The organism is Nitrobacter sp. TKz-YC02 (genome assembly GCF_049852135.1).
Lineage (GTDB): Bacteria > Pseudomonadota > Alphaproteobacteria > Rhizobiales > Xanthobacteraceae > Nitrobacter > Nitrobacter vulgaris.
In genome coordinates, this window is sequence record NZ_CP180728.1 from 797,473 (window position 1) to 818,211 (window position 20,739).

Here is a 20,739-nt window from a genome sequence, read left to right on the forward strand (position 1 = left end):
GCTGCCGACGTCGACTGTAAGCGGACGGTCGGGTTACGGCCCCAAACTCGCCATTGCGCGATCTGGCGGCAAGATCGCTTTGGCCTCGAAGCCGACATCCAGGCCAGTGGTCACAGCTTATTCTCCTATCGCTTTCTGTTGCTCCGCCCATGAAATTGGCAGCATTTTCAGAATTGACCGTAGAGTCAACGCTCCTCCAGCTTTCTCCGCGAGTACCGCTTCCGTGATTGCCGGCGCCAGGAACGCGAGCCGAATTTGCTGGCGAATAATTTTGGGATGGAGTTTGACGTCTTCGGCGAGTGCCTCGATCGAATCGTATCGTCCTGAGGTGAGATGGTGGAGCCAGGCATGGGAGCGGACAATCGCCTGGAGAAGCTTGGGATCGGATTTGATCTGATCCGTGGTATCGATGACTGTGACGGCATTGGCTTTCACTGCTTTCCAGGGAATCTCGATCGGCCGTGCGGTGTATGCCGGCTTCATCATGACCCGGATGTGTTTGGCGTTGATGACGGCGCGGTCGATGCTGTCGAAAATGTCGGATGGAGCGGCATGGGCGAGGTTGAGCTGCTTCCGAATAGCCTGCTCGATCAGTTGCTCGATCTCGGTTGCCGGCACTCTTTTGACTGATCCGGCGAGATGCTTCCGGCCACGTAAGGCCGTGCTGACGTAGAAGCGGTATCGGACGCCGTTTTTCCGGGTGAAGCTCGGGCCCATCCGGTTGCCGCGGTCGTCGAACAGTTTGCCGGTCAGAGGCGCGTCGTTCGCCGACTGGCCTTTCGGTCGATCGATGGTGTTCGATTTGAGCTGGTCATGGACGCGGTTGAAAGTGGTGCGGTCCAGGATCGGCGGATGCTCGCCCTTGAACCATTTGCCGCCGTGATGGATTTCGCCGAGATAGATGCGGTTGTTCAGGAGATAGGCGAGGGGGCCATAGGTGAAGGGGATGCCGCCCTGGTATTTCTTGACCTTGGTGTTGCGCCGCTTGGTGACGATCTTTCGCTTGTCGAGTTCGGGGATCAATTTGTTGAGTGACCCTGTCTGCAGATAAAGCTTGAAGATAGTCCGGACGGTTTGTGCCTCGGTCTTGTTAATGGCGAGCTTCCTGTCCTTGAGCTCATAACCAAGCGGCACCGTGCCGCCGGTCCATTTGCCCTTCTTGCGGGAGGCGGCGATCTTGTCCTTGACTCGTTCGGATGCGAGCTCCCGTTCGAATTGGGCAAAAGACAACAGCACATTCAGGGTCAGGCGGCCCATCGAGGTCGTGGTATTGAATTGCTGGGTGACCGCGACAAACGAGATCGAACGGGCGTCAAAAGTTTCGACCAGCTTGGCAAAATCAGCCAGCGACCGGGTCAGGCGGTCGATCTTGTAGACCACGATCACGTCGACCTTGCCGGCCTCTATATCGGCAAGGAGGCGTTTCAGGGCAGGACGATCAAGATTGCCACCGGAATAGGCAGGATCATCATAGCGGGCGGGAAGGGCACGCCAGCCCTGCGAGGCCTGACTCTTTATATAAGCCTCGCAGGCTTCTCGCTGGGCGTCGAGCGAGTTGAACTCCTGATCAAGCCCATGCTCGGTGGATTTGCGGGTGTAGATGGCGCAGCGCAGGACGCCTCGGCGTTCACTCGGCACTCGGCTCATCCTCCGAATCCGATGGCGCCTTCGACGTCCGCAATCCAAAAAACCGCGGCCCATTCCATCTGGTGCCCGCAATCTTCGTGGCGATCTCCGACAGGCTGGCGTAGGTCTGTCCTTCAAAAGAAAAACCATCCGCGGTGACTTTCACCCGGTAGGTCGTGCCCTGCCAGGTTCGCACCAGCTCCGAGCCGGCCTTGATCCTGCGGGGCAGTTCCAGCTTGCCGTTCGGTTTGTTCCTCGCCGCCTTGATCATCTGCCTCAACAACCGGCTGCTGTCCTTGGACAGACCGCCATAAGCGCGCTCCTGAATCCGCTGCGCGATTGAGCGGCGGAGCAGGTCCGGACCGAAGGCTTTTGGCGGATCGGACCGAAACAGCTCGCGATACCGCATTCTCAAGTTTGCAATCGGCATCACTGGGAGTTTAGCCAGTTCGGCTTCGACAATCCGATCGCTACCGACAGGGCGTACCGGTCGGATCATGATGAGGTCCGTCCCTTGATGCGATAGGTCCGATCACGGCCGTCCTTCCGCGACTCGACCTTAAGTTTGAGCTTCTTCTTGACGACGCCGGACAGAAAGCCGCGGACTGAGTGCGGCTGCCAACCGGTCGCCTCGGTGATCTCTGGGAGAGTCGCGCCTTTGGGACGCTGGAGCAGGACAAGTATCGCGTCCTGCTTTGATGGGGTGGAGCGGTTTCGGCTGGCGGCCACAGACGCTTTCACCGATTTGGACTTCGAGCTCGCTTTGCGTTTTCGCGGATTGGCGCGGCTCGAACGAGCCTTGGGCGCGTTCCTCGCTTTCGGATTGCGCTGACTGGAAGACATATTGATCTCCTCTGTGTCATCGGCACTATTAGGCGATGCCACTGACCCAAGCCCCGCAATGTGCGAGGCCCAGAGGAAACCTTGCGGAGCCGAACTAGCATTGCTCTCGGCTCAGGCGGTTCAGAAGTGATGCAGCATCCTGCAAGCGCCCGGCTTCATAAATGAGCTGCTCGATATCCATTGAGACCTCAACACCCTCACCAATTGCGCCGTTCTGGACACAGGCCTCGGCGGCCTTGGCAATGCGTGTCGCTTCGCTCAGGCGGATATGAATCTCGGCAATGATGAGTTTGATCGCTGGTTCGATACTGGCGCGCTCCATCGGGCCCTCCGTCAAAGTTCGATCCACTACCGCTCTGCCGCCACGCAAAGTCGAGCGGATACCGGATAATCTTGTGGCGAAGATCGGGGACGCTGGATCACGATGTGATCGAGGATTCCGAGGACCCAACGGCTGTTGCGCTGAGGTGTCCCAACGAATGGCGGGCGAAGGGAACCGCGGGATCAGGATCTGATCCTGTGGTCCGCGACGCGCCGATCGGCAACATTACGGATGGGTTTATTATCCCACCCAGGAAAGCGTCTCATCATATCCATAGTCGTCGAACGCGAGCGCCTGCGTCAAGCTGTCGACCTGATCATCGTGCTTTCCTTGCGGAAACGTCAGCAACTCTGTCTCGAGGTCAGCCAGGAAGGGTGCGTGCTTGGGGAAGTAAACGCGGCCGGCTTCAAACTTGGCCGCCTGGACGTACAGGCGCGTGACCTTGTCGCGATCGACCGGAATGGATCGGACACGGAAGCGGCCCGCCTGTCGAAGCTCCTGAGCGAGCGCGATGCCAGCAGACGCATCCTCGATCAGAACCACCGTCGGATTATATCTTTCGGCTAACGCAAACGCCGTCTGGCGCAGCTTCGGATAATCGAAACGACCTCGCACCACATCCAACAGATAGTAATTGCCATGATCATGGAGCAACGTTTCGCAAACCGACCAGCTGTTCTGCGCGCCTTCCTTGCTCGCGCAATCCCAACTCTGGATAATCCGTGCGCTGCTCGAACGTTCGGGAGGAATGTCGTGATAACGAAGCCATCGCCGCTGGATCATCGCCCCGCCTGGCGGGACAGGGGCTTGTTGCTCCTGCGCACTGAACGCTTCCGTCCCCATCTCGAGCCGTAGCTTCTCCAAAGTGGCCAACGATTCATAACCCTCGTGCAGCGCTTCACCCGCGCGGCGGTCGTGGAATTTCGAGTCCCCGATTTGAATGCGTTCGTCGACTTCAGCGATGGCCGGGAGACTGAGAACAGTCCATCGATCGGATGTCTCGGTGAGATATCCGGTCAGGTCGCCTAGATGGACACGCTGCATCACAACAATGATGGCGCTCTTCTCCTTATTATCCAGGCGAGATATCAGCGTATTGGAGAACCACTGGTTCATTTGATCTCGTAAAGGCTGAGATTGGGCATCCACAGGCTTCTGAGGGTCATCAATAATAAACAGGTCGCCTCCTAAGCCGGTGAGGGCGCCTCCGACCGAGCTGGTTTTACGAAAGCCATGTTTGGAGGTGTAGATGTGGGAGTCAGCCGTTCGCGACACGATCATTTGCGGGAACGCTCTGCGAAACCAGTCCGACATTATGATGGCCCGACAGTCGGCCGCATGCTTTGCGGCCAATTCCGCACCATAACTTAAACAAATGATCCGCCGTCTTGGATCTTGGCCCAGAAGAAAAGCGGGAAAAGCCACAGACGTAATGACCGATTTGAGATAGCGAGGCGGCAGATTGATGATGAGCCGATTGATCTCGCCGCGTCGGATCCGCTCAAGCTGATAAGCTATCGCGTTGATGTGGTAGTTCGGAACAAAGGTCGATCCCGGGTTTAATGTTCGAAACGAACGATGCACGAAGCTGACCAAGTCGCTCCGTAGGATTGCGTTGAAGATTTCAATATCATTCACCGCTTTGCCCTCCGTTTGTATTCTTCCCTCCGTTTGTTGCGAGGAAGTCCGTCAGGAAATCATCCATGACGGCCTTGTCGTCCGCGCTGAGTTCTGGCGCATCTTGGCCGATGGCAGTTGCCGCTGCATAGCGACCCAATAAGAATGCAGCGCTCTTCGTGTTGCCTTTGAGAGAGTCCTCAGCGAAGCGGTGCAGGATTGCCTCTAGAACGTCTTGCGCCTACCCTGTGCCTCCCTTATCGCAACCTTGCGTTGGAGGACTTCATCGAGCATCTTCGCTTCGCTTTTTCGTCCTTTCGGTCGGCCTTTTGGGTTGCCACTTTGACCTGGCTTGAACTGGTGCTCAGGCGGCGGGCGGCCGTAACCGACCTCAGGATTTTTGGGCTTGCGTAGGATGCGCTCGCGTACCACTGACCGACGATTTTTGGTCGGAGACCCCGGCCGTTTAGAACTGTCGTCGCCGCGCTTACTCATATGCCACCTCCATCGGTGGATCGTTCAGCCCCCATCTCGTGAAATGTTAAGCCGCTGGTTTCGAGGATTGCGTCTCGCCCGGTAAATTGCTGCCATCGACGGATTGCGACGTCGACATAGAGCGGATCGATCTCAATGCCGAACGCGCGTCGGCCAACCCGTTCGGCAGCAAGAATTGTCGTTCCTGACCCCATGAAGGGATCGAGGACAATGTCGCCGCGACGCGAACAATCCTTGATCGCATCCACCACCATTGCGATCGGCTTGACGGTTGGATGGACCGATAAATCGTCCATTCGTCCGGCACGGAAGGTGTTGACCCCGGCATAGGTCCAGACATTTGAACGATTGCGGCCGTGGCGACCCAATTCGACATTGTTCCGGTGCGGAGCATCACCGCTCTTGAAAACAAGAATGAGCTCATGCTGTGAGCGATAGAAGCTGCCTTGTCCGGCATTGGTTTTGCTCCAGACGACGACATTCTTGAGTTCGCTATAGACAGCGTGACCCGCCGTTAGGGCCTCCGTAAGATGGCGCCAGTCGATGAAGACGAAATGAATTGAGCCAGGCTTGGAAAACTCAGAGCACAGCTCCATCCATTTTCGTTGGAAGCTCACAAATTGCTCGGGCGAGAGCTCGCCAGAAGCGTGGACAAATTCCCGGTGCTTCGTCTTCCCTCGGCCGACAATCTTGGCTATCGAATCGTTGTAGGGTTGATCGGGTATCGCCACGGAAGCCAAACTACCCTTCATGAGCGCTCGGTATGCCTTGCGACTACAGGCATCCGCGCAGATGAGGCGGTGGTCGCCGAGTAGCCAAATGTCGCCTTTGCGCGCGACGGCTTCTTTAGCTAAAGGCGGAGCGTCATCGGCTGGGTCGCATTCACCGTCGATTAGATCAACGAGCAACGGTTCGATCTCGGCCGCTGAAAACCCTGTTATTTCGATATCCAGATTGATCTCGGGAAGAAGACTAGAAAGCTCCCCAAGCTCCTTGGCGAGGATTTTGCGATCCCAGCCTGCATTGGCGGCGATCTTGTTGTCCGCCAACATCAAGGCGCGCTTTTCGGTATCGCTCAAGTGCAGGAGCGTAATGACTGGCGCCTTCTTGAGCCCCATCTTTTGCGCGGCCAGCCAACGGCCGGCGCCGCAAAGGATATTGCCGTGCTCGTCTACAAGAATCGGATAGGTCCATCCGAAACGGCGGATAGCGGCCGCGATCTGCTCGACTTGCTTGTTTGAGTGCACGCGCGCATTGCGGCGGCTGGGATGAAGCTTAGCGAGATCTACTTCAAGAATTTGATGCAAAGACATTTGAGCTCCACTCGGTTCGAATGAAGCTCTCTATATTCATCATCTTCGAGACGATTGCATCAAGTGTGATTCAAGTGCAATTGTGACGAAAACTCGTTTAATCCCCAGTCACGGTCCCGTACCTATCGCCCGCAGTCTGAAAAAGCAGTCAGACATGGTAACAGTTGCCGTCGATCAGTAGGAGGCTACGATGTCCAGCATACACATTATTCCCGAACCTGCTGTTGGAAGACCCCGGACTATTGCGCACGCGCTTGATCTGCTCAGAGCATATGTGGTCGCAGAATGCGATACCGTCATTTCTGTCGGTCCGCCCCTACCAATAGCTAAGCGGGCTCAGTCATTCTGTCTGAATTTGAAGGTTGAGGAACACGACATTACTCACGCCGTGTTGCTGCCCGCCTGCAGTAGAGTGCAGGCCATCCCCGAAGGAAGTTCAACGGTTGGGACTTTCCAGGTTGAGGATTTTGATGGAGCACTCGTCAATTCAAACGGAGTGGCCGTTCTCAAGAATGGCATGAGACTTCGTGGAATAGAGCCTGTACCCACCCCCTTTCCGAAAAAATTCAGCAGAACGGATCAGCAGACATTTATTGCGCTTATCGAATTGACTAAAGGAGAACGCAAAGTTTACAGGCCTTTGCGCAAAGGCATTCCTAAGTTGGTTCGGAAAGGCGTTCCAAAATTGCACTTCGTCGATTTCACCGCTCTTTCTAAGCGCTTGGCTCGTCCATCGATTGGAATCCCTTCTCTGAAAGAGATCCAAACCGCTTATTCAATCAAGTATGAGAATGAGCGAGCGCCAACGCTTTCCAAAATTTCTGAGACTCTCAAAAATTTAGGAATACGCACAACCGGTAAAAGAAGTCCGAAATCGTATAGCCTCTGCAAGGCGGCAACGGTTTCGTAGGGGAATAGTATCCTTCCACTCCGAAGATATGCCGGGATCAAACGTCACATCTTGCCGAGCCGAGGAACGTGAGGCTTGCCATCAAGCGAGGATCGAAACACTCCAGCGCTCAAGTCGGACACCGGACCGACGCGCACTGGTTGGAAATTCGCTGAGAACCCGCGGCTTAATGAATTCTTGTCACCGCGCTCAGCCTCTTGCCATCCGACCCGGCCATATTGAGACATCAAACGTATCAGCCCACGCTCATCGCAACCAAGCCTCCAAGTTCTGAGAAGAATTGGAGACTGAATCCGAACTCTGCCGGTAACACCTTAAATAAATAGCGCACAAATTGATTCGCTAGATAGCCGTTATGGAATGCGGCCGAGCAGCGACGTGGCGAAGAGGCCGAGCTTATTGCGCGGTTCGACAAAATACTTGGCCGTTGCCAACGCCGTGGGGCGCCCGGTCGAGGTCCAGGCTTATGCCGACCGCATCGTGATCCGTCAGGATGGACGGATCGTCGCCGAACATCTGAGATCCTTCGGACGCGGCGTGATCCAGCGCTTCATTTGAAATCGACGCGCGTCAGGACGCCGTCTGAAGCTCGCGCTGGTCGTCCTTCGTGGCCGCGAGAGTGGCGTGTAGCGCTGCGACGACCTGTGCGCCTTCGCCAACGGCAGCGGCGACTCGTTTTACCGAGCCCGATCGAACATCACCGATCGCATAGACGCCGCGGCGATTGGTTTCGAGGGCGTGTCGGTTGGTACCGTCCGCTGCGCCAGTCAGCACGAAGCCCTTTGCATCCAGCGCAATTCCGGTGCCGGCGAGCCAACCCGTATTCGGATCGGCGCCGATGAACAGGAATATGTGCTGGAGCGGCTGCCGCGTTTCGTTCTCCGCTCCCCGTCGACGCCAGCGGACCGCTTCCAAAACGCCGTCGTGTCCTTCGAGACCTGTTACATTGGTGCGCGCAAGCACTTCGATATTCGGCAGACCGGTGATCCGATCTACGAGGTAGCGTGACATGCTGTCGGCGAGATTCGCGCCGCGCACGAGCATCCAGACCTTTCTGACGCTGCTTGCCAGATAGACTGCGGCTTGGCCCGCGGAATTGCCCGCACCGACCAGCGCGACTTCCTCGCCCGTGCACAGCTTAGCCTCAAGCGGCGAGGCCCAATAGTGTACGCTTGTACCTTCGAAGGACTCGAGGTCTTCCACCGCGAGCCGCCGATAGCGGGCGCCGGTCGCCAGCACGATCGACCGGGTCCTGGCGTATTCGTTGTTGGCCAGTTTGAGCGTCAGCGGCCCGTGGCCGGAATCGCATCCGTCCAAGCGGACGGCCTCGTCCGGAATCGCCATCTCGACGCCGAACTTCTGCGCCTGGTTGTAGGCCCGGGCCATCAGCGCCATGCCGCTGATGCCGGTCGGAAAGCCGAGATAATTTTCGATCCGGGCCGAAGCGCCGGCTTGTCCACCAAAGGCCCGGCAGTCGATCACCAGCGTCGAAAGACCTTCCGAGCCGGCATAGACCGCCGCCGCGAGACCGGCCGGTCCGGCGCCTACGATGACGACATCGTAGAGCCGGTCGGGGTCGATCGGGTTCAGCAGGCCGATGCAGCGGGCAAGCTCCGCCTCGGTCGGATTATGCAGCATCTGTCCGCCCGGACACAGCACAATCGGCAGTTGGCTGGCGTCCACCTGAAAGCGATCGATCAGCGCCTTGGCGCACGGATCGCTCTCGGGATCGAGCTGCTGTTGCGGATGGCCGTTGCGCCGGAGAAACCCCTGAAGCCGGAGTACGTCGCCATTCCCGGCACGCCCGATGATGATCGGTCCACCGGCCCCCGTTTCCAGCAGGCCGACACGACGCAGGATGAGCGCGCGCATGATACGCTCGCCCAGTTCCGCCTCGGCGATCAGCAAGGCGCGAAGCTGGTCGGGTGGGATGATCAGCGCCTCGACTGCGTCCTCTGCGCGAGCATCGACGAGAGACGGGCGGCCGGTAAGCTGCGCTAGTTCGCCCATGAACGAGCCGGGCTCGTGGGTCACAATCGGTCGGCCATGCTCCGATTGGTCGTGCTGGGTGACATTCACCTGGCCGGTCAGGATGATGGTGAAGCCCGGAGCGACCTTGCCGACGTCCAGCAGGGCTTCGCCCGCCCGATAATGGCGTATTTTGCCAAAGCGGCGCATCCGCTCGATCTCTGCCGGCTCCAAAACCGGAAACATCTGGTGTCGGCGCGTTTCGATGACTGATTGCGGTGCTGGGGGCATGGCAAACAATCATAGCACATTCGGCCAGACCCTGCATGCGGCAACCGGGCTGCGCTTTCACGACAGGCGCGGGTTGAATGGGCCTCATTCTTTACTAAACTTTACTTTTCGTGCTCCGGTCGCGTAATGCGTTGGCAGGTAGCAGCACACTAATGCGGAAGCCGCGACTACTGCATTCGTCATCGAGATTCAGGAACATGCGTGACTGCGACATCGCCTGCTCAGAACAGGGTGCTCGTGCTACAACTTTCGATGCGGACGAGATGTTCGGCGACAATTACTACCTCGTGCAGGGTTGCAATCCAGCCGGCGAATGGACGATTGCAGGCAGGATCGGTGAGGTCGGTTTCGCGACCATCGCTGTCACGCCATCTCTCGATGGCAGCGTGTTTGGCATCTGGCATGGCGTCATCACGAATGGTGAGATCGGATAGTCCCCTCCGCGACCGCAGCGGTGCCGATCGTCATGGTCGGCTGCGGCCCATCCGGCCCGACCGGAGCCAACATGGCGGGCGCGGTGCGCGATGGCTCTCAAGCGATGCAGACGGCTGCAGGAAATCCACGTGGCGCTGGAAGTCGGCGATATCGAGGAGGCGCTGGCATTCTAGACCGCATCTTCGTTTTTCAACTGCGCGACAAGAGCAAGACGATGGCCTTCATCGATTTTTTGGGGCAATTCATCGGGTTGCAGGCGGGACGAAAACGGCCCGCCGATGACAAGATGGGCTGTGCGAGCGTATTGCCGTTATCGGAAGCTGGCCTTTACAATATTCCTATACAATCCGTTTCCGGAATACATTGCGATACGCTGCAATCGTGCAGCGCGCGGCTTGCGCGGACAATGTCCAGAAGCTGATCGTACGTCACCCGCTGCTTCAGCGCGACTCAGCCATGATGATTGCCCTGTGAAATTGAAACACGTCTTGGCGATATCGATACCGAGCGTCTCGACGGTCATTGCGGCTCTCCTTCCTGTTGCTGGCTCTCAGCCTGAATGGTGGAGGGGGAGCCGTCCATCCCATTAGACGGCTTGGTTTTCCCGCCGGGACGAATCAACATAGCGGCGCTCGCCGCTGCTACCGAACAGATGACCGCGCCAATCGCTGCAGCGATACCAAAAGCTGAAAGCAAAGCAGGTCCGGATGACGCTATCACAGGCCCTACAAGAGCTGTAGCAACCAATCCGCCAGTACGAGCCACTGCGCTGTTCAGCCCGGATGCTGCACCCGTGTGGCTGCTGTCAACGGACATTAGAACTGCAGTTGTGAGCGGCGCGACCGCACAAGCCATTCCCAGGGCAATCACGGCCATCGCGGGAAACATCCCAAGCCAATAGCTTGTGGCCGACCCGATCCGGAGCATCAGGAGAAGGCCGGACGCCACGATGACCGGTCCTGTGGTCAGCAGCCATCGTGGACCTACCTTGGCCGCCAGCGCACCGGCGGCAGGCGATGCCACGGCGATAATCAGCGGCAGGGGCAGGAGCGCCGCGCCAGCCTGCGTCGCGGTGTACCCGCCCGCTTGAATCAACACATAGGGTACCAGCACAAACAACCCGCCGAGAGCGCCGTACAGCAGGAGTGTCAAAAGCGTGAGGCCGACGAAACTCCTGGACCCGAACAATGCGAGCGGCATCATGGCCCTGTCGCCAAGCCGTCGCTCCGCAGACAGGAAGAGCAGCGAGAAGATCAAACCCGCTCCTAGGACGACGAAGGCAGAAGGCGACCAGGCCCGCCCGGATCCAACGGTCAATGCCCAGGTCGCAAGGCCCAAGCCAGCTGTAGCCAGCACTCCGCCTGACCAGTCGAGACTGTCGGCTGTGTCGTCGACGTCCCTGTCAACGTAGCGGGACGCTAGCAAGATCGCGGCTATAGACAACGGAACGTTGATCAGAAAGACAAGGCGCCAACTGCCGGCATCGATGAGCCACCCGCCAAGGATAGGTCCGATCGCGCCCGCGACAGCTCCGGCCGCCGCCCATATGCCGATCGCACGGCCTTTCGCCTCTCCAGAGAAACTCTGGCCCAGGATCGCAAGGCTGTTCGGCATCAGTATTGCGGCGCTCGCACCCTGCACGAAGCGAGCAAGCAGCAACAAGACAAGGGTCGGCGCCGCCGCGCAAGCCAGAGAGGCGATACCAAACAGCAGAACGCCTACGATCAAGAGCCGACGGCGCCCGAACCGGTCTCCCGCTGCTCCTCCCAGCAAAAGTAGTGCGCTCAAGGGAAGCAAATAGGCATTGACGACCCACTGCAGGCCGATAGCGTCTGCATCAAAACTCCGACCGATCGCTGGGAGTCCAACGTTCACGACCGAACCATCGATGAACGCCAAGCTCGATGCTAGGATCGTCGTCGCGACAACGAGGCGAGGGTAAACGGGCGAACACGTCCTTCGGGCTGCTCGCGCGGTCGCGGCGTCGAAGGGAACGTGAAGGGCGTTGCTCATTTGCAGTCAATGTAGGGGGCGCACGCTAGGAGAACCAGCGGGAGCCGGCGGAGCCGCCTTGGAATCAACGGTTGGATGTATGGCAGTCCGATCCTATCGACCGGCGTTCACGCAGAACCTAGGAAATAGCGTGCAGGTGACCGCTTTTGGCGCAAGGCGGCGCTCGTCACCTACAGAAGATTTGTCCGGAAGCCTGCGGATCTCAGATCAAAATGCATACGTTTTCACGTTGTGGAGATGTCAATTTCGTTGCGCGGCCCAGTAGCCCGAGCATCGCTCATTCCCCGCGTGGCCGTTCCATGTCCCGCGGCCAGAAACACTGGAGAGTCGGCCGGAGCCGGAGGCGTATTTATCCTGAACGGTCACCGAAGCGCGAACCGCGCCAGATTTCGTGACGTATCCTCTGAACCTTACGAGATTAGGATGCGTCACAACTCCGTTAGAAATATTGACGGTGAAATTGTACGTAGGATCGCACGCGCCTCGTTGCGTCACGAAGACGAGGTCCCAAGAGCCATCGTAAGCCGATCGCGCGTTTGCGGTATGCGCTTGGACAACAAAACAGATTATTGCCATCGCGCAAAGGGAAAGCCTCTTCATAATAATCTCTCCCAAGCTTGCTTCTTTTCTTTAACGAAACGAATGGATTAAATGGGGCTGTCCTGAACCATTTCAAAGGGCCTTAACGGCGATGCCATCGCGAGAAGTTTAGAGCAGGGCTACTCGTCTAATCGCTTTAGTCGGGGAGGTCGTCAAAGAAGAGATAGACGGCGGCGATCTTGCCATCCCGGACGATAGCGAAATCAGTCCCGGCGTAAGCTGGCGGCTTTCCGGAGCTACCTGACACCCATCGGACCCGGCCACCATCGCCCATTTCCTCGGGTGGGGAGATCGGTTGATATTGGAAGTCGGGATGGGTCGCCTTGATCGCGCCGGCGATACGGTCGATCTCGTCATGGCCACGGAAGACACCACCCTTGGGATCGTAGAACACGGCGTCTTCATGAAAAATCTCGTCGATCACATGGCGTCGGCGCACCGGATCGATCTCGCCAAACACATCGTGGAGGTTACGAAGCAACAAGGTCGATACGGTGTTGGACATGGTTTTCTCCATTTGGCATCGAATGCGGCTTGAGGTGCACCGACCCGCGATTGTTCTGTTGCAGGAAGATCAGGGAGCGAGCGCCGCGACGACGTCCTCAATGTGATGTCTATGATCGGACTTGGTTCGTCACGGTCGAAACCGCGAGTGAGAACGTCGTGGCGGATGGTCAGGCGGTCGCTGCGAGGCTTGAACCTATGCCACCGGTCTTGCGCTGGTTGTCGATGCTGAATGCGCCGGCGCCAAATGCCACGATCTGCAGAAGCCCGCCCGCCATCATCACGTTCTTGAGGAAATGGATCATCTGGTTCTGGTCGGCGAAGTTGCTGTGGAACGACAGTGCCGCTGCGATCGAGAACAGGGCAAGGGCGGCGGCGACGGTGCGGGCGTGATACCCGGCAATGAGAAGTAGGCCGCCACCAAGCTCGACGGCCACGGTCACCGCATAGGCAAGCGGCGGAATTGGCAAGCCAACCGCGCTGATCATCGCGGTGGTGGCGCTATAGGCACTGAGCTTGCTCAAGCCGCTCATTGCAAAGGGAAGACCGATCATCAGCCGACCGGCGAAGGGAAGATAGCGGATAATGCTCATGGCAATGGCTCCTGGAACGTTCTATTGAGTTGGGGCCTGGCGGTCCTGAACTGCGCGTGCTGCGCAGCTCGATCTGTGACGGACAACGTCGCGCTGCTCAGGCGGCGGCGACCTCAAGCGCGGGATAATCGGTGTAGCCTTGTGAGGTGCCGCCAAAGAAGGTGGTGTGGTCGGCCTGATTCATCGGCGCATCGCTCTTAAGCCGCGCGACGAAATCTGGGTTGGCAAGCACCATCTGGCCGTAAGCCTCAAGGTCGGCCAGTCCCGAAGCCACATCAGCGCCGATTTGCTCGCGCGGGCGTCCGGGTCTGTTCAGGATCAGCGCCTGCTTCCATCGCGCGCGCAGGTCGGCCATCAGCCTATCGTCGCCGTTGTGCATGACGTGGATGTAGGCAAGGCCGAGCTTGTCGAGTTGGGCGACGAGATGGCGATAGAGATCGGGGCCGTTCGCTCCCTCGTCGAGTCCGCCGAGGGGTGATCCGGGAGACAGACGGATCGCCGTCCGGTCTGCGCCGATTTCCTCTGCGATTGCCTTGGCGACTTCGATCGCGAAGCGGGTGCGGTTCTCGATCGAGCCGCCATATTGGTCGGTGCGCGTGTTGGCGTTCGGGGCGAAGAACTGCTGAACGAGGTAGCCGTTGGCCCCGTGGATCTCGACGCCGTCGGCGCCAGCCTCAATGGCCGCACGCGCCGCGTGACGGAAGTCGGCAACGGTCTGGTGGATGTCTTCGGTCGACAATGCGCGCGGCGCCGGAATCTCCTGCATCCCTGTCGCGGTGAACATCTGCGATGCGGGTGCGATTGCGGATGGCGCAACAGCTTGGCGATGGTGCGGCGTGTTGTCGGGATGCGACATCCGCCCGGCATGCATGAGCTGGATGAAGATTCGACCGCCTTTGTTATGCACGGCCGTTGTCACCTTCTTCCATCCCGCGACATGCGCCGCTGTGTAGATGCCCGGCGTCGTCAGGTAGCCTTGACCGTCGTCCGAAGGCTGCGTGCCTTCCGCGACGATCAGGCCGACGCCGGCGCGCTGCGCATAATACTCGGCCGCGAGGTCTCCCGGCGTGCCGTCGCGCTTGGCGCGGCTGCGGGTCATCGGGGACATGACCAGACGGTTTTGCAGGACGTAGCGTCCGAGACGGACTGGCGTGAATGTGTGGATGCGAAGTGTCATCGTGTGCTCCTTCGGCTGCTTGGGCAGCGGCGTTGCCTTCACGCGCAATATGAGGGGTGGCTTATATCGGGTGTAGCCAGTATATTTTGATATTATCCATCGGCTGTACCGATGGAGTGATCGATGCTTGAAAGCGTGTCGTTCGACCAGTTGCGGATGTTCGTGGCCTCTGCCGATGAAGGCAGCTTTTCGGCCGCAGCGCGCCGCGTGCGAAGAACCCAATCAGCGGTGAGCGAAGCAATTCTGAGTTTGGAGGCTCAGCTTGGCGTCGTGCTGTTCGATCGTGCGGGGCGTTATCCCAGGCTGACGAAGGAAGGTGTTGTCCTGCTGGCGGATGCGCGTGCGGTGATTACCGGCGTCGACGCCATGAAAGCGCGGGCAAAGGGGATTGCTGGCGGACTCGAGGCCGAGTTGACGGCTGTCCTCGACGTGTTTCTGCCGATAGAGGTGATCGCCGAGGCTGCGCGAGAATTTCGTATCCAGTTTCCGGCGACGCCGTTGCGTCTCTATGTCGAGGCGCTCGGTGGCGCGGTGCAGCCGGCTTTGGATGGGCGGGCGAGTTTTGGTGTTGTGGGTTCTCTGCCGACGCTTCCACCCGGTTTGATCAAGGAGCGCCTGTTCGATGTCAAACTGATGATGGTGGCTGCAGCGAGCCATCCTCTTGCATCTTACCGTGGCACCATCCCGAAAGAGGAATTGGCGCGGCATGTGCAGCTCGTCCTGACGGATCGATCCACGCTCACGGAAGGCCGCAACATCGGCGTGATGTCGCCGTCTACCTGGCGCCTCGCGGACCTCTTTGCGAAACATGCCTTCCTTGTCAGTGGCCTGGGATTTGGGGGCATGCCCCTGCACACCGTGGCAAGGGATATTGCCGAAGGGCGGCTCGCCGAGCTTTCGATCGAAGAGGCGCCGCCTGGAGGGCTGCCTCTTCCCATGTTCGCTGTTTATCGGGAAGGCGAACCTCCAGGACCGGCCGGACGATGGATCATCGAGCGCTTAAAGAAATGCTCTGAAGGCGTTGCGGCGAAGGAGGAGCCGCGAGCATGCTAAACGGAGCGCGCCGTTAGGGTTGCAGGATTCTAAATACGAGCTGCTGCCGGCTTGTTGGACGGCTGACTGAAATGCATGTTGTTGTTCTAAGGCAGTATCCTATGTGCGCCGGGCGCATCTGGCTGCGAGGATCGCTTCTGGCCTGCCCCTATGAGGTGGTCCGGTTTCAGTCTTAATGCATGATGGGCTGGAGCTGCCCCGTTTTGTGGTCCAGATGTCAGGCAATTTCTCGAGCTGTTTGAGTTTGTCGTGCGAACTCGTTCGGCGTCAAGTTGCCGAGCGAGGTGTGGGGCCGATCATTGTTGTAGTGGCACCTCCATTCCTCGATCCGTTCGATAGCGTCGGCCATCGACAGGAACCATGAGGCATTCAGGCACTCCGCCCGGACGCGACCGTTGAAGGCCTCGCAAAACGCATTGTCCGTTGGCTTTCCGGGTCTCGAGAAGTCGATCTCGACGCCATTGTGATAGGCCCACTGGTCGAGCATCTTGCCGGCGAACTCGGGGCCATTGTCGCAGCGAATGGTCTTTGGCTTGCCGCGCTCCCTTGCCAGCCGCTCAAGAACCTCGACGACCTGGAAGGCCCTGAAGTTCGTTCTCGGAACGATCGCAAGTGATTCTCGGGTGTGGCAATCGACAACGGTCAAAAGTCGGAACGGGCGACCGTTGAACAACGCATCCGACATGAAGTCCATCGCCCAGCAGTGGTTCACGGCGGCGATCTTCGGCCGATCGGAACGATAGCGCCAGGCCCGTTTGCGCTTCGGCGTTTTTGTCCTGATCGACAGGCCTTCTTCGCGATACAGCCGGTAAGTGCGTTTGTGGTTCAAGCTGTCCGGGATCAGCGCCTATGGCACAGAATTGAAGGTATGATTTAAGGAGAGTTCGGTTCTCGTCGATGACGAAGGAACGAACATGACTACGAAGTCTCGCAGCAGGAAAAGTTCTGCCGAACGGGTTGTCAAAGACATTCGCCGCGCCACCCGGCGCCATTTCTCGGCGGAAGATAAAATCCGGATTGTGCTTGATGGCTTGCGCGGTGAAGACAGCATCGCTGAACTGTGCCGCAAGGAAGGGATCGCTCAGAGCCTTTACTACGTCTGGTCGAAGGAGTTCATGGAGGCAGGCAAGCGGCGGCTGGCCGGTGATACGGCGCGAGCTGCGACAAGTGGTGAAGTGCAAGACCTTCGCCGTGAGGCGCATGCCCTGAAGGAGGTGGTTGCCGATCTGACGCTGGAGAACCGTCTGCTCAAAAAAAGCATGATCGCGGATGGGGGCGAAGGCGAATGAGATATCCCGCATCCGAAAAGCTTGAGATCATCAGGCTCGTCGAGCAATCGCATCTGCCGGCGAAGAAGACACTCGACAAACTGGGCATTGCACGTCGAAGCTTCTATCGCTGGTATGACCGTTACCTTGAGGGCGGGCCGGAAGCGTTGGAAGATCGTCCTTCCCGGCCAGGTCGCGTGTGGAACCGCATCGATGCCGATATCCAGGGTCAGATCATCGAGATGGCGCTGGAGCAATCCGAACTTTCATCGCGCGAACTGGCAGTGCGCTTTACCGATGAGAAGCGCTACTTCGTCTCCGAAGCCAGTGTCTATCGCCTGCTCAAGGCCCACGATCTCATCACCAGCCCAGCCTTCATTGTGGTCAAGGCGGCTGATGAGTTCAAAGACAAGACGACAGCACCCAACCAGATGTGGCAGACCGACTTCACCTACTTCAAGATCATCGGCTGGGGGTGGGTGTATCTGTCCACCGTACTCGATGACTTCTCTCGATATGTCATTGCCTGGAAGCTGTGCTCGACCATGCGCGCCGAGGACGTCACCGATACGCTCGAACTGGCCCTTGCAGCTTCAGGCTGCGACAACACCAAGGTGTTGCACAAGCCCAGACTGCTCAGCGACAATGGTCCCAGTTACATCGCCGCCGAGCTTGCCGAATGGATCGATGCCAACGGCATGAGCCATATCCGCGGCGCACCGCTGCATCCGCAAACCCAAGGCAAGATCGAGCGATGGCATCAAACCCTCAAGAACCGCATCCTGCTCGAGAACTACTTCCTGCCCGGCGATCTCGAGTGTCAGATCGAGGCATTCATCGAGCATTACAATCATCGCCGTTATCACGAGGGCATCGGCAACGTCACACCCGCCGACGTCTACTTCGGACGTGCACAATCCATCATCAAACAGCGTGAAAGGATCAAACGACAGACAATCAAATATCGGCGCTTGCTCCACCGCAAAATCGCCGCTTAACATCAACCAACAAATGAGGCCCGCTCTCCGCTAAATCTCGCCGCTCTTTGCGCCAAATGTTTTGATGACGGACAGCCGATCCGAAGACGGCCGAGGTTGTGACCCGCGAGGCATTGGCTCGATTCGGTCGCGTCGACACGCTGGTCAACAATGCCGGTATCTTCATCGCCAAGCCTTTCACCGACTACACCGCCGAGGATTTTGCGGCCATGATCGCCACCAATCTTGCCGGATTCTTCCATATTACCCAACAGGTCGTGGCCGCAATGGTGAAGCAGGGCTCGGGCCACATCGTCAGCATCACCACCAGCCTCACTGACCATGCAGTCAGCAGCGTGCCTACCGTTCTCGCCAACCTGACCAAAGGCGGCATCAACTCGGCGACAAAGGCACTGGCCATCGAATATGCCACCAAGGGCATCCGTGTGAACGCGGTCTCGCCGGGCATCATCAAGACGCCTTTGCATGCACCGCAGACTCATGAGTTCCTGGCTGACCTGCATCCGGTAAAGAGCATGGGTGAGATTCACGACATCGTCGAAGCCGTACTGTTCCTCGAGAGTGCAGGTTTCGTCACTGGCGAGATCCTGCATGTCGATGGCGGACAGAGTGCAGGTCACTGATCGAAGCTGAACAGAGGAGGCGTGTCATGCCGTTCGTTACCGTTCAAACGACTCGCGAGGGGACCGAACCAGGGATCGATCATGTCACCGCCGAACAGAAGGCCGCAATCTACAAGGGTATCAGCCAGGTTCTGTTCGACGTGCTTGGAAAACCACCGGAGTGGACTTGGGTCGTGGTCCAGGAAGTGGAGATGGAGGATTGGGGTTGGGGAGGGTTGCCCGTTGCCGAGTATCGGAAGCGATTGGCTGCCAAACCAGCGTGAGACTTCAAGACTCCAGAGCAGACGGGCGATGATGCTGTCTGAAATGATCTTTTCGGTTGGTCCTTTGCCACCACAGAGCCGGTTGTCGCGGGACGTGTTGTCGATCGAATTTGGCTTGGCTCCGCGCTTCGGCTGGCCTTCATGCTCGAAATCGTTGCGGTTGGTATTCCTGCTTTCAGTCTCGGGCACACATGGCTGATTGCGTCGAGTCTTGTGGTCGGTGCGTTCGTCACAGGCACTGTTTCTCGTTGGTGCTTGCGCGCATCGGCGAGCTCTTGCCGCTTTATCCGGCTAAGCAGAAGGTTTCCTAGAGTGTAGCGACCGTCTTCTTCGCTTTGTTTCAAGTCGCGTCCGCTATGCGCTATCCTTTGTCTTTTTCTCAGAGCGGTGAAGATTACCGGATCCTGTTCCTGATTGGTACGACGACCGTGGTCGTGGCGCTAGTCATTGGTTTCGCCGCAGCCGCCACGGATCACGCGTCGGCTGGTATTCGCAGTAGGCACGAAACGTCGCCGAGGCGCGGCCCATGGGAGCGATGATCGATGGACGCAAAACGGAGTGCAGATGGTCAGAACAGTGGCTTTGCTGCTGGTCGATCTCGTGATCGAGGAGGGGAGACCGGCAGAGCCTATGTCTTCTGCTATCGTCCTTCAGGTGGCGATGCATGAGCGAAGACGACTTCGACTGTCTGAATGCACCTTTATCATTCATACCACAAGGTAGAAGACCAACATGTCGCAGACTGAACTCCCCAAGCCCCTTTTCCTGGACGAACTCAGTGTCGGCCAGAAATTCACCAGTGCGAGTTATGATGTTCCCGAAGCGGAAATCAAGGAGTTCGCCTCTCGATTCGATCCGCAACCCTTCCATCTTGATGACGAGGCCGCCAAGTCGACTCTGTTCAGAGGAATCGCTGCGAGCGGCTGGCACACGGCTGCGATTACCATGCGGCTTCTCGTTCAGGGCGGCGCACCGCTCGCTGGCGGCATCGTTGGCGCGGGCAGCGAAATCGAATGGCCGTACCCCACGCGACCAGGGGATGTTCTTCACGTTGAGAGTGAGGTGATAGAGATCATCCCGTCCCGTTCGAAGCCCAATCAGGGAATTGTCCGGATGCGCAGCGAGACGAAGAATCAAAACGGAAAAGTCGTTCAGGTGTTGACTGCTAAACTTATCGTCCCTCGCCGGTCGTAGGCACGATAGTTGATATATCATCTGAACCGAAGATCGGGAGGATGGCGATGGTCCGACTCTTCCGATCACAAATCGGTCGCGGCTTGGATTCTCAGCTACGAAGGCCAGCAGATCCGGGTTGACGGTATCGGCGTTGACGGTCGGCATACCGCGCGAAAGGCAGGGGTAGGCCTTGAGGGTGCCATTCCTAAGTAACTTGATCGAAATTCGGGCACTGTTGTCGATCGGACGATTTGATCATCTCGCCGTGCAGTACCAGTGTCGGGATAGTGATCGCCTTCAGATCATCGGTCTGATCGGTCTCGGAGAAAGCCTCGATGCCGTCGTAGTGCGCCTTGGCGCCGCCCATCATGCGCTGGCGCCACCAACCCCAGACACACTTGATGAATCTTCCCTGACTGAAGCCGTAGAAGGGGCCTGATGGCAGATTGAGGAAGAACTGCGCACGGTTATCGGCCAGAGCCTGCCGTAGTCCATTAAAGACATCGATCGGCAGACCGCCGGGTTCGTCCTCTTAACCATCAACGACGGAACGGTGCTGACGAGCACGGCCTTAGCAACGCGGCCTTGCGGTTCTCCGAACCTGGCGATATAGCGCGCGACCTCGCAGCCGCGCCTCCTCGCGCAGGTGCT

17 protein-coding genes and 5 pseudogenes are annotated in these 20,739 nt (G+C 58.3%); 8 read left to right on the forward strand and 14 right to left on the reverse strand.

Annotated features, from left to right (window positions below; genetic code table 11):
- Positions 1–117: 117 nt before the first annotated feature.
- The 7 genes and pseudogenes from ACM561_RS03705 to ACM561_RS03735 form a co-directional block, all read right to left on the reverse strand.
- Positions 118–1,638: a recombinase family protein gene (locus ACM561_RS03705; RefSeq protein WP_425908136.1), complete on the reverse strand. Its 1,521-nt coding sequence runs from the start codon at positions 1,636–1,638 to the stop codon at positions 118–120.
- Positions 1,628–2,125, reverse strand: a complete 498-nt coding sequence (locus tag ACM561_RS03710; RefSeq protein ID WP_425908138.1) for a DUF2924 domain-containing protein — start codon at positions 2,123–2,125, stop codon at positions 1,628–1,630. Before ACM561_RS03710 ends, ACM561_RS03705 begins: the two co-directional genes overlap by 11 nt.
- Positions 2,122–2,469, reverse strand: a complete 348-nt coding sequence (locus ACM561_RS03715) for a DUF3489 domain-containing protein (RefSeq protein ID WP_425908139.1) — start codon at positions 2,467–2,469, stop codon at positions 2,122–2,124. The genes ACM561_RS03710 and ACM561_RS03715 overlap by 4 nt, the downstream gene beginning before the upstream one ends.
- A gap of 94 nt (positions 2,470–2,563) precedes the next feature.
- Positions 2,564–2,791: a hypothetical protein gene (locus ACM561_RS03720; protein ID WP_425908141.1), complete on the reverse strand. Its 228-nt coding sequence runs from the start codon at positions 2,789–2,791 to the stop codon at positions 2,564–2,566.
- 240 nt (positions 2,792–3,031) lie between these two features.
- Positions 3,032–3,907: a phage terminase large subunit gene (gene terL / locus ACM561_RS03725; protein ID WP_425908143.1), complete on the reverse strand. Its 876-nt coding sequence runs from the start codon at positions 3,905–3,907 to the stop codon at positions 3,032–3,034.
- Positions 3,908–4,421: 514 nt separating this feature from the next.
- Positions 4,422–4,903 (reverse strand): annotated as a pseudogene (locus ACM561_RS03730) (DUF5681 domain-containing protein).
- Complete coding sequence (locus ACM561_RS03735; RefSeq protein WP_425908144.1) at positions 4,900–6,216, reverse strand: site-specific DNA-methyltransferase; 1,317 nt, start codon at positions 6,214–6,216, stop codon at positions 4,900–4,902. Before ACM561_RS03735 ends, ACM561_RS03730 begins: the two are co-directional and overlap by 4 nt.
- Before the next feature lie 190 nt (positions 6,217–6,406).
- Between ACM561_RS03735 and ACM561_RS03740 the strand changes: the two genes are divergently transcribed.
- Together ACM561_RS03740 and ACM561_RS03745 are read left to right on the forward strand one after the other, a co-directional pair.
- Positions 6,407–7,126 carry a hypothetical protein gene (locus ACM561_RS03740; RefSeq protein ID WP_425908146.1) on the forward strand — a complete coding sequence of 240 codons (720 nt, stop codon included), beginning with the start codon at positions 6,407–6,409 and terminating at the stop codon, positions 7,124–7,126.
- Positions 7,127–7,555: 429 nt separating this feature from the next.
- A pseudogene (locus ACM561_RS03745) lies at positions 7,556–7,663 on the forward strand (Mu transposase domain-containing protein); the annotation flags it as partial.
- A gap of 33 nt (positions 7,664–7,696) precedes the next feature.
- On the opposite strand, the gene ACM561_RS03750 reads toward ACM561_RS03745, so the two are convergent.
- On the reverse strand, positions 7,697–9,385 hold the full coding sequence (locus ACM561_RS03750) for an FAD-dependent oxidoreductase (protein ID WP_425908148.1): 1,689 nt from the start codon (positions 9,383–9,385) through the stop codon (positions 7,697–7,699).
- A gap of 197 nt (positions 9,386–9,582) precedes the next feature.
- Here ACM561_RS03750 and ACM561_RS03755 point away from each other — a divergent pair, with 197 nt between their 5' ends.
- Positions 9,583–9,819 carry a hypothetical protein gene (locus tag ACM561_RS03755; RefSeq protein WP_425908150.1) on the forward strand — a complete coding sequence of 79 codons (237 nt, stop codon included), beginning with the start codon at positions 9,583–9,585 and terminating at the stop codon, positions 9,817–9,819.
- Between the two features lie 520 nt (positions 9,820–10,339).
- Here ACM561_RS03755 and ACM561_RS03760 read toward each other — a convergent pair.
- The 4 genes from ACM561_RS03760 to ACM561_RS03775 all read right to left on the reverse strand — a co-directional run bounded on the left by ACM561_RS03760 (position 10,340) and on the right by ACM561_RS03775 (position 14,707).
- Positions 10,340–11,833: an MFS transporter gene (locus ACM561_RS03760; RefSeq protein WP_425908151.1), complete on the reverse strand. Its 1,494-nt coding sequence runs from the start codon at positions 11,831–11,833 to the stop codon at positions 10,340–10,342.
- 736 nt (positions 11,834–12,569) lie between these two features.
- Positions 12,570–12,938 (reverse strand): nuclear transport factor 2 family protein, encoded by a 369-nt coding sequence (locus tag ACM561_RS03765; protein WP_425908152.1) that lies wholly within the window; start codon positions 12,936–12,938, stop codon positions 12,570–12,572.
- Positions 12,939–13,107: 169 nt separating this feature from the next.
- On the reverse strand, positions 13,108–13,530 hold the full coding sequence (locus ACM561_RS03770) for a DoxX family protein (RefSeq protein WP_425908154.1): 423 nt from the start codon (positions 13,528–13,530) through the stop codon (positions 13,108–13,110).
- Positions 13,531–13,627: 97 nt separating this feature from the next.
- On the reverse strand, positions 13,628–14,707 hold the full coding sequence (locus ACM561_RS03775; protein WP_425908155.1) for an alkene reductase: 1,080 nt from the start codon (positions 14,705–14,707) through the stop codon (positions 13,628–13,630).
- 123 nt (positions 14,708–14,830) lie between these two features.
- Between ACM561_RS03775 and ACM561_RS03780 the strand changes: the two genes are divergently transcribed.
- Positions 14,831–15,760 carry a LysR family transcriptional regulator gene (locus ACM561_RS03780; RefSeq protein ID WP_425908156.1) on the forward strand — a complete coding sequence of 310 codons (930 nt, stop codon included), beginning with the start codon at positions 14,831–14,833 and terminating at the stop codon, positions 15,758–15,760.
- A gap of 217 nt (positions 15,761–15,977) precedes the next feature.
- On the opposite strand, the pseudogene ACM561_RS03785 reads toward ACM561_RS03780, so the two are convergent.
- Positions 15,978–16,589: pseudogene (locus tag ACM561_RS03785) on the reverse strand (IS3 family transposase); the annotation flags it as partial.
- Between the two features lie 85 nt (positions 16,590–16,674).
- Between ACM561_RS03785 and ACM561_RS03790 the strand changes: the two are divergent.
- The 4 genes and pseudogenes from ACM561_RS03790 (at position 16,675) to ACM561_RS03805 (ending at position 20,106) form a co-directional block, all read left to right on the forward strand.
- A protein-coding gene (locus tag ACM561_RS03790; protein ID WP_425905397.1) for an IS3 family transposase occupies positions 16,675–18,026 on the forward strand; the annotation gives its coding sequence in 2 pieces (ribosomal slippage) (positions 16,675–17,011 and positions 17,011–18,026; 1,353 coding nt in all).
- Between the two features lie 74 nt (positions 18,027–18,100).
- Positions 18,101–18,649 (forward strand): annotated as a pseudogene (locus tag ACM561_RS03795) (SDR family NAD(P)-dependent oxidoreductase); the annotation flags it as partial.
- Between the two features lie 26 nt (positions 18,650–18,675).
- Positions 18,676–18,912, forward strand: a complete 237-nt coding sequence (locus ACM561_RS03800) for a tautomerase family protein (RefSeq protein ID WP_425908158.1) — start codon at positions 18,676–18,678, stop codon at positions 18,910–18,912.
- Between the two features lie 732 nt (positions 18,913–19,644).
- Entirely contained in the window at positions 19,645–20,106 is a 462-nt protein-coding gene (locus ACM561_RS03805) for a MaoC family dehydratase (RefSeq protein ID WP_425908159.1), read from the forward strand.
- 96 nt (positions 20,107–20,202) lie between these two features.
- On the opposite strand, the pseudogene ACM561_RS03810 reads toward ACM561_RS03805, so the two are convergent.
- Positions 20,203–20,718 (reverse strand): annotated as a pseudogene (locus ACM561_RS03810) (alpha/beta fold hydrolase); the annotation flags it as partial.
- Between the last annotated feature and the right edge of the window lie 21 nt (positions 20,719–20,739).

Bases quoted from the DNA above. Each gene is read 5' to 3' on its own strand.
- ACM561_RS03755 (WP_425908150.1), top strand. From the start codon at position 9,583: ATGCGTGACTGCGACATCGCCTGCTCAGAACAGGGTGCTCGTGCTACA.
- ACM561_RS03750 (WP_425908148.1), bottom strand. From the start codon at position 9,385: ATGCCCCCAGCACCGCAATCAGTCATCGAAACGCGCCGACACCAGATG.
- ACM561_RS03740 (WP_425908146.1), top strand. From the start codon at position 6,407: ATGTCCAGCATACACATTATTCCCGAACCTGCTGTTGGAAGACCCCGG.
- ACM561_RS03715 (WP_425908139.1), bottom strand. From the start codon at position 2,469: ATGTCTTCCAGTCAGCGCAATCCGAAAGCGAGGAACGCGCCCAAGGCT.
- ACM561_RS03770 (WP_425908154.1), bottom strand. From the start codon at position 13,530: ATGAGCATTATCCGCTATCTTCCCTTCGCCGGTCGGCTGATGATCGGT.
- ACM561_RS03765 (WP_425908152.1), bottom strand. From the start codon at position 12,938: ATGTCCAACACCGTATCGACCTTGTTGCTTCGTAACCTCCACGATGTG.
- ACM561_RS03780 (WP_425908156.1), top strand. From the start codon at position 14,831: ATGCTTGAAAGCGTGTCGTTCGACCAGTTGCGGATGTTCGTGGCCTCT.
- ACM561_RS03805 (WP_425908159.1), top strand. From the start codon at position 19,645: ATGTCGCAGACTGAACTCCCCAAGCCCCTTTTCCTGGACGAACTCAGT.
- ACM561_RS03760 (WP_425908151.1), bottom strand. From the start codon at position 11,833: ATGAGCAACGCCCTTCACGTTCCCTTCGACGCCGCGACCGCGCGAGCA.
- ACM561_RS03720 (WP_425908141.1), bottom strand. From the start codon at position 2,791: ATGGAGCGCGCCAGTATCGAACCAGCGATCAAACTCATCATTGCCGAG.
- ACM561_RS03710 (WP_425908138.1), bottom strand. From the start codon at position 2,125: ATGATCCGACCGGTACGCCCTGTCGGTAGCGATCGGATTGTCGAAGCC.
- ACM561_RS03735 (WP_425908144.1), bottom strand. From the start codon at position 6,216: ATGTCTTTGCATCAAATTCTTGAAGTAGATCTCGCTAAGCTTCATCCC.
- ACM561_RS03800 (WP_425908158.1), top strand. From the start codon at position 18,676: ATGCCGTTCGTTACCGTTCAAACGACTCGCGAGGGGACCGAACCAGGG.
- ACM561_RS03775 (WP_425908155.1), bottom strand. From the start codon at position 14,707: ATGACACTTCGCATCCACACATTCACGCCAGTCCGTCTCGGACGCTAC.
- terL (WP_425908143.1), bottom strand. From the start codon at position 3,907: ATGAACCAGTGGTTCTCCAATACGCTGATATCTCGCCTGGATAATAAG.